Source organism: Acidithiobacillus sp. YTS05 (assembly GCF_024396695.1).
Classification (GTDB): Bacteria; Pseudomonadota; Gammaproteobacteria; order Acidithiobacillales; family Acidithiobacillaceae; genus Igneacidithiobacillus; species Igneacidithiobacillus copahuensis.
This window is the reverse complement of record NZ_CP094359.1, coordinates 483,349-499,459: the sequence shown is the minus strand read 5'-3', so window position 1 is coordinate 499,459 and position 16,111 is coordinate 483,349. Positions and strand designations below refer to the sequence as shown.

The following is a 16,111-nucleotide window of genomic DNA, read 5'->3' as shown; positions in this document are numbered from 1 at the left end:
TTGTTCGACATGCGCAAGCGCTCCCTCGCCGTTATGGCAATCCTGACCCTAGCCGCCGCTGGCTGTGCCTCGGACAAACCCAAAGACCATCTACTGGATTCCCATGCGGCAGCCGCTGTCATGTATCAGAAGGGCAAAAGCGCCCAGGATCGGGGCGATTACGGTACGGCAGTCCGCGATTACCAGGACCTGGAGGCCATGTACCCCTATGGTCCCTACGCGGAACAGGCGCAGTTGAATACCGCCTATAGCTATTATCAGCAGGGCGAGTCCAAGGCGGCGGCGGCAGCAGCCGAGCGCTTCATCAAGCTGCACCCGGTCAATCCCCACGTGGACTATGCCTGGTACCTGAAAGGCATCTCTCAGTATCAGGAAATCGAAGGGGCCAACTGGAACCCGGTACCACTGCATCAGGCCTTCGACACCTTCGAGACCCTGGTCAAACGCTGGCCGAAGAGCGCTTACGCCGCCGATGCCCGCCTGCGCATGGAGAAGATCATCGACCTGCTCGGCAAGCGCAACCTCGACATCTGCAAGTTCTATTACGTGCGCGACGCCTATGTGGCGTCCGCCAACCGCTGCCAAGAAGTAGTGACCAAATACCAGTTGAGCCCCGCCCGCGAAGAGGCGCTCTACTATCTCTATCTATCCTACAAGCGCCTTGACTTGGCAAAGCAGGCACAGAATACTGCGGCCATCCTGCGCTACAACTATCCCCAGGGAAAATATACGAAAAAGCTTGGCTGAGCCGCGCGGCTCAGACGGCCTCGTCGCCCTCTTCCCCGGTACGGATGCGGATGATGCGCGAGACTTCACTGACGAAGACCTTGCCATCACCGATCTTGCCCGTGCGTGCTGCCTCGACGATGGCATCGACGGCGCGGTCGACCAAGGCATCGGGGACCACCACCTCCATCTTCAGTTTGGGCAGAAAATCGACCACATACTCGGCACCGCGGTAGAGTTCGGTGTGCCCCTTCTGCCGGCCAAAGCCCTTGACCTCAGTCACCGTCATGCCGGCAATCCCCATTTCTTGCAGGGCATCCCGCACATCATCCAACTTGAAAGGCTTGACGATCGCTTCAATCTTTTTCATCTTTTCTCCTGTAGACAATCCGGGTCCCAAGGATGGAAGCCGTTGCTGATAGGGTAGCGGCGGTCCTTGCCAAATGCCAGAGGGCTGATGCGCACCCCCGGTGCCGCCTGGCGCCTCTTGTATTCGGCACGATCGATCAGGCGCAGGGTGCGCTCCACCGTGGCGGCGGGAAATCCGCGCGCGATGATCTCCGTACGCCCCTCCCCCCGCTCGATATAGGCGTGGATGATTGCGTCGAGGACGTCGTAGGGCGGCAGGCTGTCCTGGTCGGTTTGGTCTGGCGCCAGTTCGGCTGAGGGCGCTCGTTCGAGAACACGTGGCGGGATTACCTCGCCTTGCCCATTTCGATAGCGTGCCAGCTCATAGACCAGGGTCTTGGGACAATCCTTGATCAGGGCAAAGCCGCCGGCCATGTCGCCATAGAGGGTGGCATAGCCCACCGCCATTTCGCTCTTGTTGCCGGTGCTGAGCAAGAGCTGACCGAATTTGTTGGAATAGGCCATGAGCAGGGCGCCGCGAATGCGCGCCTGGAGATTTTCCTCGGTCACATCGGCGGCGCGCCCGGCAAAGACCGGTGCCAAGGTTTCGAGATAGGCATCGAAGAGCCCGTCGATGGGGATGATGTCGTAGCCCACCCCGAGCTTCCTGGCCTCTGCCTCGGCATCTTCGATACTCATTGCAGCGGTGTAGCGGGATGGCAAAATCAGGGCATGTACCCGTTCCGCGCCCAGGGCATCGGCGGCGAGCGCCAACGTCAGGGCGCTGTCGATACCGCCGGACAGCCCCAGTACCACACCGGAAAAACCATTTTTCTGCACATAGTCGCGCAGCCCGGTCTGCAGCGCCGTATAGACCTCGGCAACGGGAGAGAGCTCCGGCGCCATGGGTCCACCCCACCACTGTTTGCGCGCGACGTCGACCTCGAGCATGAGGAGTTCGCTGGCAAAGGCAGGGGCGCGGGCGATCACCTGGCCGCGCGCATCGACGGCAAAGGAAGCGCCATCAAAGACCAGCTCATCCTGCCCACCCACCAGATTCGCATAGAGAACAGCGGCACCGGCTTCCCGCGCGCGCCGCGCGGCGACCCTCTGCCGCTCTGCCTGTTTGGCGCGATGAAAGGGCGACGCATTGAGCACTATTACAGCATCGGCAGTGCCAGGCTCGGAGAGCAACGGCAGCTCGTCACACCAAAGGTCTTCACAGATGCGCAGGACCAGGCGCAGCCCCTCCAGGGTAAAGATCAGCTCGTCGCCGCCGGGATGGAAATAGCGCTTTTCATCGAACACCTGATAGTTGGGCAGACAATGTTTGGCGTAACTGCCCTCGATCCGCCCGCCGCGCAAGAGGCTTGCCGCGTTGTACAAGCGTCCGTCCCGGCGCAACGGATGACCGACGAGCAGCGGCAGGGGACAATCCCCTGCGAGCGTCTCCAGGGCCTGGGCGCAACAGTCGAGAAAGTCATTGCGCAGTAATAAATCTTCTGGGGGATAGCCGGAGAGTACCAGCTCCGGCGCAACCATTAGCGCTGCCCCCTGCGCTTTTGCTTCTCGGGCTAGTTGCAGGAGCAGCGCCGCATTGCCCGCCACGTCCCCAACGCGGGGATTGCATTGGGCCAGGGCAATACGCATGCTTCAGGCGCCGAGCAGGGCTGCGGCCTGGTTTCCCAGCTCCGCTGGCGAGGACACGCAGTGCACCCCGGCGGCGCGCAGAATCTCGTACTTTGCGGCTGCCGTGCCCGCGCCGCCATCGATGATGGCACCGGCGTGTCCCATGCGTTTCCCCTTGGGCGCCGTCGAGCCGGCGATAAAGGCCACTACCGGCTTCGTCATGTTCTGGCGAATGAACTCCGCCGCCTCTTCTTCCAGACGTCCGCCGATCTCTCCCACCATGATCACCAATTCCGTCTGCGCATCCGCCTCAAAGAGACGCAGCACCTCGACAAAATCCATACCGATAATGGGATCGCCACCGATTCCCACACAGCTGCTCTGTCCCAGGCCCAGGCGCGTGGTCTGCTCCACCGCCTCGTAGGTCAGGGTACCGGAGCGCGACACGATGCCCACCCGCCCGGGGAGATGGATCGAGCCGGGCATGATGCCGGTCTTGGCCTGCCCCGGGGTGATGACCCCCGGGCAATTCGGGCCGATCAGACGAACATGGGGATGCTTGGCGAGATACTGCTTGACGAGCAGCATGTCATGCACCGGAATGCCCTCGGTGATGCAGACGATCAGTTCGATCCCGGCTGCCGCTGCTTCGATGATGGCATCGGCGGCGAAGGGCGAAGGTACATAAATCACCGTCGCCTCGGCCCCGGTCGCGGCTGCCGCCTGTGCCACGGTGTCAAAGACCGGCAGACCCAGGTGCTCGCTGCCCCCCTTGCCCGGCGTCACGCCGCCTACCATGCGCGTACCGTAGGCGATGGCCTGTTCCGAGTGGAAGGTTCCCTGCTTACCAGTAAAGCCCTGGCAGATGACGCGGGTGTCGTGACGGAGAAGAATGCTCATGAGTGAATCCCGAAATAGAGTAGCAAGGCGATGATGATCAACTCGCCGATAACCAGAAAGAGGAGCAGGGGTCCGCGCCGAGGCAGCCCACGCTGCTCGATGAGCGCCCGCAATTCTGCAACTTCGCGACGTAGGGCATGCAGATCATCGGCCTGGGCCAGATCCTTGAGGCGCTCTTCAAGGACCTGATCGACGATGACCGCCGTTCCTGCCAGGTTTTCTGCCGTCTTGCGATCCGCGCCGCGTTTGACATAGGTTTCCGCCAGACGCGAGATCAGCGGCCCGGAGTGCCGCAGCAGGGGCCAGAGCTTCTGCAACCAGACGACATTGATGTCCACATCAAGTCCGGGCGGCCTCTACCGCCTTGCACGCCGCATCGGTCAAGCCCTCGGCGACGATCATGCGCAGTCCGCTCTCCCTCAGCATCGCCATCCCCTCCTCCTTCTTGGTGCCTTCCAGACGCACCACCACCGGCAAGTGGATACCCACCTCGCTGGCGGCCTGGATGATACCCTGGGCGAGAAGATCGCAGCGAGTGATGCCGCCAAAAATATTGACCAGGATGGCCTTTACCCGCTGGTCGGAGAGGATGAGTTTGAATGCCTGGGTCACCTTGTCGGCGGCCGCCCCCCCACCAACATCGAGGAAATTGGCCGGTTCCCCACCATGCAGCTTGATCAGGTCCATGGTAGCCATGGCCAGCCCTGCGCCATTGACCATGCAACCGATATTGCCATCGAGGGAGATGTAATTCAGGCCAAACTGCCGCGCCGTGATCTCTCGCGGGTCCTGCTGGGTGGAATCAAAAAGTTCGTCGGACTCGGGGTGGCGATACAGGGCGTTATCGTCCATCACCACCTTGGCATCCAACGCGAGAACCTTGCCCTCTTGCGTCAAGGCCAGGGGGTTGACCTCCACCATCTGCGCATCCAGCCGCCGCGCCAGTTGGTACATGCCCTGCATGACCTTGACCAATTGCTGCACCGCCGCCGCCGGCAAACCCCAGGCAAAGCCCAGGTCCCGCGCCTGGTAGGGCAGGAAGCCGATGCCGGGATCGAGGACGATGCGCTGGATTGCCTCGGGGCGCGTTGCCGCCAGCGTCTCGATTTCCATGCCTCCCTCGGCCGAGGCGATGAAGGTCAGGCGCGCTGCCGCCCGATCCACTAACAAGGCAAGATAAAACTCACGCGCAATCTGACTGGGTTCCTCGATGAGCAGGGCGGCGACATGCTGCCCTTCCGGGCCGGTCTGGGCGGTCACCAGGCGTTTTCCCAGCAGGGACTGGGCCGCCGCCTCCACCTCCGCGATGCTGTGTACCCGCTGCACACCACCGGCCTTGCCCCGGCCACCGGCATGCACCTGGGCCTTCAGTACCCAGTCACCGCCCCCCAGGGCGCGGGCCTGATTGACGGCCTCCTTGACGGAAAACGCCGGTATCCCCTTGGGTACCGGCACCCCTTCTTCGGCCAGCAGACGCTTGGCCTGATATTCATGCAGATTCAATGGGTCATGCCTCGATACGACGATAGAGCGCCGCGGTGAATTCGCTGGTGGACAGCCCCGCCTGGCCCTGCAGACTGGCGAGGTCGCCGGTCACTTCTCCTGCGGCAATACAGCCTTCCATTGCCGCCGTGATGACTTGCGCCGCCTCCGTCCAGCCGAGATGCTCCAGGAGCATCACCCCGGAAAGAATCAGCGAGCTGGGATTGGCCTTGCCCTGCCCGGCAATGTCCGGTGCGGTACCGTGGGTGGCCTCGAAGATGGCGTGGGTATCAGAGAGATTGGCCCCGGGCGCCATGCCAATGCCCCCCACCTCCGCTGCCAGGGCATCGGAGATATAGTCGCCGTTGAGGTTCAGAGTGGCAACCACATCATAGTCCTGCGGGCGCAGGAGGATCTGCTGCAGGAAGTTATCGGCGATGACATCCTTGATGACCAGCTTGCCGGCTGCCAGCGCGGCTCGTTCCGCAGCCACGGCGGCTTCCTTGCCCTCGGCCTTGGCGATAGCCGCTTTCTGCCTGCCGGTGAATACTTGGTCGGCAAACTCCCGCTCGGCCAGGGCATATCCCCAATCGCGGAAGCCACCTTCGGTGAACTTCATGATGTTGCCCTTGTGCACCAGGGTCACCGACTTGCGCCCATGCTGCAGGGCATAGGCAATGGCGCGGCGAATGAGGCGCTCCGATCCCGCCTGCGATACCGGCTTGATGCCAATGGCCGAACTGTCGGGGAAACGGATCTTCTTGACCCCCATCTCGTTTTGCAGAAAGGCAATGACCTTGGCCACTTCGGAGCTTCCCGCGGCCCACTCGATACCGGCGTAGATGTCTTCCGAGTTTTCCCGGAAGATCACCATGTCGACATCTTCCGGACGCTTCATTGGGCTCGGCGTGCCGGCAAAATAGCGCACCGGTCGCTGACAGACATAGAGATCGAGATCCTGCCGCAGGGCGACGTTGAGACTGCGGATGCCACCGCCCACCGGCGTCTCCAACGGGCCCTTGATGGCCACATGGTAGCGCTGAATGGCGGCCATGGTTTCCTCGGGCAGATACACGCCCGCGCCAAATTTGGCGACGGCCTTCTGCCCCGCATAGAGCTCCTGCCAGTCGATACGACGTGCAGCGCCATATACCTTGGCAACGGCAGCGTCGAGCACCTGGCGCATGGCCGGCGTGACATCGACGCCTATCCCATCCCCCTCGATGAAGGGAATGACCGGTTCGTTGGGAACCACGATGTTTCCCTTTTCGTAACGGATCGCCGTACCACTCATGCCGTCTTCTCCAATTGCTCACTGGCCCAGGACAAGGCGCCACCCTTGCGAATCAGTTCCAGGTCGCGTTCGCTGGCCAACTGCGGCTGTACAGCAATCTCGATGCCCTGACTGAGGTCCTGCAGCAGTAATGTCTTGCCCAGGCCCAAGCCTCGGATGTCCAATGCCAGTTCGTCACCGGCCTGCATCTTCTCATAGTCGGCGGCGTTGACGAAGGTCAGCGGCAGAATGCCGAAGTTGATCAGGTTGGCGAGGTGGATGCGCGCAAAGGACTGCACCAGCACCGCTTTCACCCCCAGATAGCGGGGCGCCAGGGCCGCATGTTCGCGGCTGGAACCCTGACCATAGTTGTGCCCAGCAACGATGAAGCCACCGCCGGAACTCTTGGCCCGACTGGGGAAGCTTTCATCGACCACATGGAAGACATACTCCGAAATGGCTGGCAGGTTGGAACGCAGGGGCAGGACCTTGGCCCCCGCCGGCATGATGTGATCGGTGGTGATGTCATCCCCCAGGCGAATGAGGACGGAACCGCGAATTTCGTCGGGTGCCGCATGATTCACCGGCAGCTTGGCAATGTTGGGGCCACGCAGCACCTCCACCTTCTCTGGCTCGCCCGCGGGCGCCACGATCATGCGGTCGTCCACCAGGAACTGCCCAGGCAAATCCACCTGGATAGGCGCCATACCCAGATCGCGCGGGTCGGTGATCACCCCCGTCAAGGCGCAGGCAGCGCAGGTCTCGGGACTGGCGAGATACACCGCGGCATTCTTGGTGCCCGAACGACCGTAAAAATTGCGGTTGAAGGAGCGGATGGAGACCCCTTCGCTGGGCGGCGCGAAGCCCATGCCAATGCAGGGACCGCAAGCCGATTCCAGGATGCGCGCACCAGCGCCAATAAAATTGAGCAGGCCGCCATCCTGGGTGACCATCTCCATGACCTGCCGGGAACCCGGCGAGATTCCCAGACTCACCCCTTCCGCAACCACCTTGCCCTTGAGCATGGCAGACACCGTCATCAGATCGGTATAAGACGAGTTGGTACAGGAACCAATCGCCACCTGCGCCACCGGCGTACCGGCAACCTCCCGCACGGTCTTCACGTTGTCCGGGCTATGCGGACAGGCAATCAGTGGCTCCAGGGTATCGAGATCGATCTCCAGGACCTCGTCATAGCTGGCGCCAGCATCCGCCACCCACTCCGACCAATCGGCCTCCCGGCCCTGCGCCTTGAGATAGGCGCGGGTGACCGCATCGCTGGGAAAGACGCTGGTGGTAGCCCCCAGTTCGGCGCCCATATTGGTAATGGTGGAACGTGCCGGCACCGACAGACTGGCGACGCCCGGGCCAAAATACTCGAAGACCTTGCCCACGCCACCCTTGACGGTCTTGCGGCGCAGCACTTCGAGGATGATGTCCTTGGCGCTGACGAAAGGCTGCAGGCGGCCAGTCAATTTGACGCCGATTACCTGCGGCATGTTGAGATTGAAGGCCAGACCGCCCATGGCCAGGGCAATGTCGAGCCCACCGGCGCCAATGGCGAGCATGCCGGCGCCGCCGGAGGTAGGAGTGTGCGAGTCGGAACCGAGCAGGGTACGCCCCGGCTTGGAGAAGCGTTCCAGGTGCACCTGATGGCAGATCCCATTGCCGGGACGGGAGAAATGAATCCCATACTTGGCAGCGAAACTCTGCAGGAAGCGGTGGTCATCGGCGTTCTCGAAGCCAGACTGCAGCATATTGTGATCGACATAGGAGACCGACAGCTCGGTGCGCACCTTGGGCAATCCCAACGCCTCGAACTGCAGATACGCCATGGTACCCGTAGCGTCCTGGGTCAGGGTCTGGTCGATGCGGATCGAGATGGGACTGCCGGCCTGCAACTCACCACTGACGAGGTGAGCGGCAATGATTTTCTGCGTGACGTTGTGGGCCATAGCGAAACTCCTTTTCAAGGCGGCAATCCATAAGAAACGATAATGACAAAAGCAGCCGTCTACGCCAAGGGGCAATCACACCCAATCCTGCGCCCGCCGCAGGCGCCGCAAGGTCTCTTCTCGCCCCAGCACCGCCAAGGTCTGATCGAGGGGCGGGGAGACGGCGCAGCCCGCAACCGCCACTCGCAGCGGTTGCGCCACCTTGCCCAACTTGCCTTCTGCATGCTCTTGCGCCAATGCCTGCAACACCGTATGCACGGCGCCAGCCGTCCAGTCCGTGACCTGCTCCAAGGCGTGCCACGCCGCCTGCAACAACGCCCCCTGCCCAGCGAGATGTTTGCTGCGATCCTTTTCCTCTGCCGTTTCCGGTGCCACATAAAACATCTTTGCGGCAGCGGCCATATCCACCAGGGTCTTCGCACGCTCCTGCAGCAGAGGGACGACTTTCTCTACCGCAGGACCAGCGGCGATTGCCGCGTCGTCCAATCCCACCAAATAGGGACGCAGCTGCCGCGCCAGCTCCTCGGCCGACAGAGTCTGCAGATGCTGGGCATTGAGCCATAGCAGCTTTTCGGGATTGAAGGCGGAGGCGGCCTTGTGTACCTCCCCGATACGGAAATGCTCGATCATCTCCGCGCGACTGAAGACTTCCTGATCGCCATGGGACCATCCCAGCCGCACCAGGAAGTTCAGCAGGGCATCCGGGAGAAAACCCTGCTCGCGATATTCCAGCACGCTGACCGCGCCATGGCGCTTGGACAGCTTCTGTTTGTCCGGCCCAAGAATCATCGGCACATGGGCATACTGCGGGACACTGGCGCCCAGGGCCTGCAGGATCTGCATCTGCCGCGGGGTATTGTTGAGGTGATCATCACCGCGGATGACCTGGGTGATACCCATATCCCAGTCGTCCACGACCACACAGAAATTGTAGGTGGGGGTACCGTCCGAGCGGGCAATGATCAGATCGTCGAGCTCGCTGTTTTGGAACACCACCCGTCCGTGCACCAGATCCTCGACCACGGTTTCGCCGCTGTCGGGGCTGCGAAAGCGGATGACGGGAGAGACGCCCGGACGAGCCTCCGGTCGCTGCCGGCAGCGACCGTCGTAGCGAGGTTTCTCGCCCCGCGTCCGCTGCTCTTCCCGCATGAGATCCAGTTCTTCCTTGCTGCAATAGCAATGGTAGGCGGTACCAGCCGCCAGCATCTGTGCCAGCACCTCGCGATAACGCTCCATCCGCTGCGTCTGATAGAAGGGGCCCTCGTCCCAATCCAGACCCAACCACTGCATCCCCTCCAGGATGGCGGCGGTGGCTTCGGGCGTCGAGCGTTCGAGGTCCGTATCCTCGATGCGCAGGATGAATTGGCCCTGCTGTTGACGCGCATGCAACCAAGAGAAGAGCGCGGTTCGCACTCCACCAATATGCAGGTAACCAGTGGGACTGGGGGCAAAACGGGTACGCACGGTCATCGACTCTGAATCCTTATCTTGCTTCTGTACGAGTAGCGGGGCCCATCATATCAGGCTTGCACCCTGCGCCACACTGCGCGTCGGGATTGCCGCATTTTGCCGGGCATCGATAGGAAATTTTGATAGTCCATAATTAGGATTGACGAGCATCGATGGACCCCCTAGTATCAGCCGGATGGTCCTCGTGGGGATCGTCCCAGCGTTTTGTTTATATTTGCGAAAAGTCTGCAGATTTGGTCAGGGTGCACAATCGGGGCCTCCTCACCAAAGAAGGAGTAGTATGCGAAAGTCGGTCATCGTCCTATCCACGAGCTGCGCGCTGCTGGCGTCACCACTCGCTTGGGCCAGCAACAGCGCCGCCACCTCACCCAGCACCAATGATCAGCAAGAATCTCTCTCCCAGTTGATCGCCAAACTGCAACCCAGTAGTCCAGCCCTGCAAGACCCCAACACGGATGCGCAGGGAGCCGTTCCGGAGGCGGCCAGTGACAGCTCGCAGCTCTTGCAGGAATTCCGCAGCCTGCAGCGCAGCGACGTGGCGCTGCAAAGCACGCAGGAGAGCATCTGGGCCGATCTGATAGATGGTTTTCGCATCAGCGATGTCTCCCGACCGCGGGTAGCCAAGTGGCGCAGTTGGTTCCTGCAGCACCAGGGCAAGCTGGAGGAGATCCTCCACAACTCCAGCCCCTTCTTGTACTACGTTGCCAATGCGGTGCACGAACGGGGCCTGCCCATGGAGCTGGCGTTGCTGCCTGCCATCGAGAGCGGCTACAACCCCAAGGCGTATTCTCCGGCAGCCGCGGCGGGGCTTTGGCAGTTCATTCCCGGCACTGCCAGAAATTTCGGTCTACAGAATACCCGCTGGGGCGACCCCCGCCTCAGCCTTACGGCCTCCACCAATGCCGCCCTCGATTATCTCTCCTATCTCTACAATTACTTTGGCGGCAACTGGCTCCTTGCCATCGCCGCCTATAATGCCGGTCAGGGTACCGTCTCGGCGGCCATACAGCAGAATGTTGCCGCGGGGGAACCCACCGACTTCTGGGATCTGAACCTGCCGAATCAGACGGAAAACTACGTTGCCGAGTTACTCGGGCTGGCACAAGTGATTCAGAATGCCCAAGCTTACCACATTGCCCTGCCAAGCATCCCCAACACCGCGCATATTGCCTTGGTGAATACACCGCGGCGGGTCAATTTGCAGGTTGCGGCGCAGTTGATGAACGTTTCCGTGACCGAGCTACAACACCTGAATGCCGGGCTGAGTTACGGGGTGGCGCCAGCCGGTTACTCGCTGGTGGTCCCCAAGGACAAGGCGAAAACCCTGCGCACCGCCCTGCTGCAGATGCCGGAACCGGAAACGCCCGCTCCGACAGCGAGTCCAGTGCCAGCCGTCGCCGTACAGACCACACGGCCTACTCCCGCCGTGCATTACACCTCTGTACGATCTGGCGAAACCCTGTCCCAGCTTGCCCTTCGGACTGGCGTTTCCGTGCGTGATCTCGAGCGCTGGAATCATTTGCGCTCGGGCCGCCTCCTGCAGGTAGGGCAACGACTCACCATCTATGGCGGCAAGCCTATGGCCGTCGCCAGCGGGTACGCGCCACACAGTATCACCGTGCGTCCCGGCGAGAGTCTCTGGCAGCTGGCACAACGCGCCGGAGTCAGCGTGAACGCCCTGGCCAGCGCCAACGATATGAGTACGCGCAGTGTCATTCACCCCGGACAGAAACTGCAGTTGCCTGGCAACCACTTGCAAGAGGCTACCTATACCGTCGCCCAAAGCGGCGGCAGCATTCGCGTGCGACCCGGTGAAACCCTCTGGCAGATTGCCCAACGCGCCGGTGTGAGCGTATCCGCTATCGCGTCCTACAACGGTTTGCATAGCAAGAGCATGTTGCATCCCGGACAGGTATTGCGCCTCCCCGCCCGCGGGACGGAGGTGGCTGCGTTGAGTCCGCAGCAAGAACGGCTGGCCAGTGCCCCGCATGCTACTACCTACGTCGTCCGCCCCGGCGACACTGTCTGGCAGATTGCGCAGCAATTTCACGTCTCACCCCACGCCCTAGTGCAGTGGAATCGCCTGGCTTCGGCGAGTGACCTGCAGCCCGGCAAACATCTCACCATTTTCCTGCGTTGACAGGGATTCTCGGAGCATTCACAGACCATGGGTTTTTTACAGAATAAACAGGCTTTGGTAGTCGGCGTTGCCAACGAACGTTCCATTTGCTGGGGTATTGCCCAGGCGCTGGCACGGGAGGGAGCGGAAGTCCTGTTGACCTATCAGAGCGAGCGCACCAAAAGCCGGGTGGAAGACCTAGCGGCGCAGATTCAGGCGCCGGCCCCCTTGGCCCTGGATCTGATGGACGAGGCGCAGGTACGTGCTATCGTCGACGACCTGCAGCAACGTTGGGGAGGCGTGGATATCGCCATCCATGGTGCGGCCTTTGCACCTAAGGACGAGCTGTCTGGAAACTACGCGGACGTTACTACCCGAGAGGGTTTCCGCATCGCCCACGAAGTGTCGTCCTACAGCTTTACCGCCATGGCCCAGGCTCTGCGCCCACTGATGCAGGGACGCCATGGCGCCCTCCTCTCGCTCAGCTATCTGGGCGCCGAACGGGCGATGGCCAATTACAATGTCATGGGACTGGCCAAGGCCAGTCTGGAGGCAGGTGTACGCTACTTGGCCCACTCCCTGGGGCCCGAAGGGATCCGGGTAAACGCTATTTCTGCCGGTCCCATCCGCACCCTGGCGGCCAGCGGCATCAGCGAGTTTCGCAGCATCCTCGACCACTATGCCGCGCATGCCCCGCTGCGGCGCAACGTGACACAAGAGGAAGTCGGTAATGTCGCCGCCTTCCTCTGCTCGGATCTCGCCTCGGGCATCACCGGCGAAATCACCTACGTCGACGCCGGCTACAACATCGTCGGCTTCTAGGCGCGGCGCTTTTCCACCTCGGCCAGCATCGCCTCGAAGGCAGTAGAGAAGGCCTCCAAGCCCTCCTCCTGTAACTGGGGGGCGACCTGGCCATCGAGGTCGACCCCAAGAGACGCGAGATCAGCCAGGGTCTGCTCCGCCGCATCGAGGTCCTGCGCGATGGTCTGGCCTAACTTTCCATGTTCTCGCAGCTTGGCCAGGGTGGCATCGGGCAGGGTGTTGATGGTCTCTGGCCCCATCAGGGGCTCGACATAGAGCAGATCGGAATAGGCAGGATTTTTGGTGCTGGTGCTGGCCCAAAGCAGATACTGTGGCCGCCCGCCGGCTGCCTTGAGGCGAGAAAAGCCCTGACCGTGGAAGGTCTCCCGATACAGCGCATAGGCTTTCTTGGCCAGCGCCACCGCGGTCTTGCCCCGCAATCGCAATGCCTCTTCCGTACCGATTTTTTCCAGCTGCTGATCCACCAGCGTATCGACGCGCGACAGGAAAAGGCTGGCGACGGCCTTCACCCGTCCAGGCTCGCCGCCGGCATCGATCCATGCCGTCAGACCTTCCTGGTAGGCAGCGAATACCTCGCGCACGTGCTGCAGACCAAACATCAGCGTCACATTGACAGAAATGCCGCGACTGATGAGGGTGCGCAGCGCAGCAATGCCAGCGGCGGTGGCCGGCACCTTGATCAGGAGATTTTCGCGCTGGACGATGCTGCGTAAACGCTCCGCCTCGGCAACGGTGGCAGCCTCGTCCATCGCCAGCCGGGGGGACTCCTCCCAACTCACCCAACCATCATCCCCTTGGGTAGCCACATGGGTAGCATGCAGCAGATCGCAGGCCATTTGCAGATCAACCTTGACCATCTCTTCATAAAGGCGCTCCGCCGACTCCGCCGGACGCGCCAAATCTTCTTGATAGTATGGGCTCTCGTGAATGGCCTTCTGGAAAATACTGGGATTGGAGGTCACCCCGGAAACACCATCCTCGGCAATGTAGCGGGCAAGAATGTCGTCGTGAATCAGAGTACGAGAGAGATTGTCGAGCCACAGACTCTGCCCCAAGCGTGCATGTACTTCGCGTAAATCAGCCATTACCTTTCTCCTTGCGGACCACTCTGCCTACCAGTCTAGTGCAGAAATCCGTTTGATAGCGGATTATGGATGACACTGAACTGCCGCGCGGCCACCCTCGGCGACAAGCTCCGGCAGGCCTTCCCACTGCTCGCGCCGCGACAGGGCACGCAACAACATCGGTAGATTCAGCCCATAAATCACCCGTGCCCAGGGGTTAGCCCAAGTCTTGGGCAGGGCGTTGGCGGGGCTGGCACCGAGAATATCACAGAGAATCAGCAGCGGACGCTCCGGCCCGGCGGCATCGATCAGCTCCTGCAGGCGAGCACGCAGGGGCGCGAGATCATCGCCAGCAGGGGACAGGGAAAGCAAGGCAGCGGGGCGATCGCCATAGATGTGTTCGACCACTGCCAGCAGCGCCTCGCCAAGACCGGCATGGGTAAGCACAACCACCTGCACCAAGGTCAAGAATAGCGCTCCTGAATATCGAGCTCGCGATGCTCGACCAAGATCTCCTGCCCATCTCGCGCCAGGGATCGCGCCAAGGATTCGACCATGTAGACGCTACGATGTTTGCCACCGGTGCAGCCCAGGGAAATGGTGACATAGTTTCGGTGGTCGCGAGCAAAAGGGGGTAGCCACTCCTGCAGAAAGGCCTCCAGACTGCTCCTGGCCACCTGTACGGCATCCTGATGGTCAAGGAATTCCCGCACAGGGCCATCGCGCCCGGTCAAAGACCGTAGTTCGGGCTCGTAATGGGGATTGGGCAAGGCGCGCAGGTCGAAGACAAAATCGGAATCGGCAGGTACCCCGTTGCGAAAAGCGAAAGACTGCAATAGCAAGATCAGGCCCTGGACCCGCGCCACCTGCGCCCAGGCCTGCACACGCAGGCGCAGAGAGTGGCTGCGGACCTGCGAGGTATCCAACACACGATCGGCCAGGCGCGCCAAGGGAGCCAGAAGGGTGCGCTCGCGCGACAAGACCTGATGCAGCGCGGCTCCTGGGGCTGCCTCCTGATCGCTGAGGGGGTGGCGGCGCCGGGTCTCGCTGTACCGGCGTAACAGCGTTTCTTCATCCGCATCGAGAAAGAGTATACGCGGTTGCAGACCGCATTCCTGCGGTATCTTCTGTAATGCCTCCGGCAATGCGTCGAGAAAGGTGCGATTGCGCACATCGATACTCACGGCAACCCGCAGGGGAGCCAATTGGTGGTGCGCCAATTCCTGCAACAAGGAATCCAGGAGGGTAGCGGGCAGATTGTCTACACAAAAATAGCCAAGGTCTTCGAGTGCCTGCAAGACGGTCGTCTTGCCAGAACCGGACAGCCCCGTAATGATGACAAAATCACCAGCGGCGCTCACAGCTTGTGGCCCACCGCACGAGTTTGTTGATCGAAAAGCGCCAACATATCCACACCGGCTTCACGCAGGTACTGCGCTCGTGCTGCCGCCTCCACGAGTACCGCCAGATTGCGTGCAGCACTGACGGGCAGGCGCAGGCGTGGAAAGGGCACTCCGAGAATGTCCCAATGGTCCACCTGGCCCTGCAAACGATCGACATCGGCCAGTTCCATTTCCGCCATATCACGAATCTCGACCACCAAGCGTAGTCGCTTGGAATCGATCACGGAAGAGGCACCGAAAAGATGGCGAATATTGATGATCCCCAGCCCACGCACCTCCATGAAATCCTGCAGGGCCGCGGGGCAATGGCCAGTGACCACTCCCGGCGCTTCGCGAATGCACAGCACGCTGTCGTCGGCGATGAGACGGTGATGGCGACTCACCAACTCCAGGGCCAGCTCGGACTTGCCGATGCCGGCCTCCCCCTGAATGAGGATTCCCACCCCGAGCACGTCCACCAAAACCCCATGCAGCAGGCAGCGCGGCGCCAGCTCGCGTTGCAGATATTGCTGCACGCGCACCAAAATCCGCCGGGCGGGAAGCGCCGAGACAAGGATACTCACCCCTTCGTCCATCAAGCTCGCCAGCCAATCGGAAGCTGGCTGTACCCCTTCCGCCAGAACAAGGATGCGCAATCGCTGCACGTGATAGATCTGCTCGGGGTGACTATGCAGGTAATCCAGCTCTGCCTGCCCCAAGATCTGCACTGGGTGCGAGCGAATGAAACTGAGAAATCCCACCAGCGCCGCACCATCACTGCTGTGCTGCGGGTCGACACGAAGCATCGTTTGCGCAGACGCGTGCAAGATCTTCCAGTCAAGTTCAGCTTCCAGGTCGGAAGCCATCTGGGAAAAACTGACGCTGCGATCCATTCCGTCCAACCCTATGCAAACGGCGCGAACATCGCCACCGAAAACGGG

Annotated in this window: 15 protein-coding genes; 3 read left to right on the top strand and 12 right to left on the bottom strand. The window is 61.5% G+C overall.

Going from position 1 to position 16,111, the window contains the following annotated elements:
* The first annotated feature begins 9 nt into the window (after positions 1-9).
* Positions 10-747 carry an outer membrane protein assembly factor BamD gene (locus tag MQE22_RS02405; RefSeq protein WP_215871501.1) on the top strand — a complete coding sequence of 246 codons (738 nt, stop codon included), beginning with the start codon at positions 10-12 and terminating at the stop codon, positions 745-747.
* Between the two features lie 10 nt (positions 748-757).
* On the opposite strand, the gene MQE22_RS02400 is transcribed toward MQE22_RS02405, so the two are convergent.
* The 8 genes from MQE22_RS02400 to gltX all read right to left on the bottom strand — a co-directional run bounded on the left by MQE22_RS02400 (position 758) and on the right by gltX (position 9,783).
* Positions 758-1,096 carry a P-II family nitrogen regulator gene (locus tag MQE22_RS02400; protein WP_215871502.1) on the bottom strand — a complete coding sequence of 113 codons (339 nt, stop codon included), beginning with the start codon at positions 1,094-1,096 and terminating at the stop codon, positions 758-760.
* The gene (locus tag MQE22_RS02395; protein WP_215871503.1) at positions 1,093-2,724 is read right to left on the bottom strand and encodes an NAD+ synthase; all 1,632 of its coding nucleotides are present in this window, start codon (positions 2,722-2,724) and stop codon (positions 1,093-1,095) included. The genes MQE22_RS02400 and MQE22_RS02395 overlap by 4 nt, the downstream gene beginning before the upstream one ends.
* Positions 2,725-2,727: 3 nt before the next feature.
* Positions 2,728-3,603, bottom strand: a complete 876-nt coding sequence (sucD, locus tag MQE22_RS02390; RefSeq protein ID WP_215871504.1) for a succinate--CoA ligase subunit alpha — start codon at positions 3,601-3,603, stop codon at positions 2,728-2,730.
* On the bottom strand, positions 3,600-3,941 hold the full coding sequence (locus MQE22_RS02385; RefSeq protein ID WP_215871505.1) for a hypothetical protein: 342 nt from the start codon (positions 3,939-3,941) through the stop codon (positions 3,600-3,602). The genes sucD and MQE22_RS02385 overlap by 4 nt, the downstream gene beginning before the upstream one ends.
* 1 nt (position 3,942) lies before the next feature.
* Positions 3,943-5,106: an ADP-forming succinate--CoA ligase subunit beta gene (gene sucC, locus MQE22_RS02380; protein ID WP_215871506.1), complete on the bottom strand. Its 1,164-nt coding sequence runs from the start codon at positions 5,104-5,106 to the stop codon at positions 3,943-3,945.
* 4 nt (positions 5,107-5,110) lie between these two features.
* Positions 5,111-6,379 carry an NADP-dependent isocitrate dehydrogenase gene (icd, locus tag MQE22_RS02375; protein ID WP_215871507.1) on the bottom strand — a complete coding sequence of 423 codons (1,269 nt, stop codon included), beginning with the start codon at positions 6,377-6,379 and terminating at the stop codon, positions 5,111-5,113.
* Positions 6,376-8,313 (bottom strand): aconitate hydratase, encoded by a 1,938-nt coding sequence (locus tag MQE22_RS02370; RefSeq protein ID WP_215871508.1) that lies wholly within the window; start codon positions 8,311-8,313, stop codon positions 6,376-6,378. The genes icd and MQE22_RS02370 overlap by 4 nt, the downstream gene beginning before the upstream one ends.
* Positions 8,314-8,388: 75 nt before the next feature.
* On the bottom strand, positions 8,389-9,783 hold the full coding sequence (gene gltX, locus MQE22_RS02365; RefSeq protein WP_215871509.1) for a glutamate--tRNA ligase: 1,395 nt from the start codon (positions 9,781-9,783) through the stop codon (positions 8,389-8,391).
* 280 nt (positions 9,784-10,063) lie between these two features.
* Between gltX and MQE22_RS02360 the strand changes: the two genes are divergently transcribed.
* On the top strand, positions 10,064-11,923 hold the full coding sequence (locus tag MQE22_RS02360) for a LysM peptidoglycan-binding domain-containing protein (RefSeq protein ID WP_215871510.1): 1,860 nt from the start codon (positions 10,064-10,066) through the stop codon (positions 11,921-11,923).
* A gap of 27 nt (positions 11,924-11,950) precedes the next feature.
* Entirely contained in the window at positions 11,951-12,724 is a 774-nt protein-coding gene (locus MQE22_RS02355; protein ID WP_215871511.1) for an enoyl-ACP reductase FabI, read from the top strand.
* On the opposite strand, the gene tal is transcribed toward MQE22_RS02355, so the two are convergent.
* The 4 genes from tal to hprK form a co-directional block, all read right to left on the bottom strand.
* The gene (gene tal / locus MQE22_RS02350; RefSeq protein ID WP_215871512.1) at positions 12,721-13,809 is read right to left on the bottom strand and encodes a transaldolase; all 1,089 of its coding nucleotides are present in this window, start codon (positions 13,807-13,809) and stop codon (positions 12,721-12,723) included. The two genes, MQE22_RS02355 and tal, sit on opposite strands and share 4 nt — an antisense overlap.
* A gap of 63 nt (positions 13,810-13,872) precedes the next feature.
* Entirely contained in the window at positions 13,873-14,247 is a 375-nt protein-coding gene (locus MQE22_RS02345) for a PTS sugar transporter subunit IIA (RefSeq protein WP_255790325.1), read from the bottom strand.
* 5 nt (positions 14,248-14,252) lie between these two features.
* The gene (rapZ, locus tag MQE22_RS02340; RefSeq protein WP_215871514.1) at positions 14,253-15,149 is read right to left on the bottom strand and encodes an RNase adapter RapZ; all 897 of its coding nucleotides are present in this window, start codon (positions 15,147-15,149) and stop codon (positions 14,253-14,255) included.
* On the bottom strand, positions 15,146-16,063 hold the full coding sequence (hprK, locus tag MQE22_RS02335) for an HPr(Ser) kinase/phosphatase (RefSeq protein WP_215871515.1): 918 nt from the start codon (positions 16,061-16,063) through the stop codon (positions 15,146-15,148). Before hprK ends, rapZ begins: the two co-directional genes overlap by 4 nt.
* Positions 16,064-16,111: the final 48 nt, after the last annotated feature.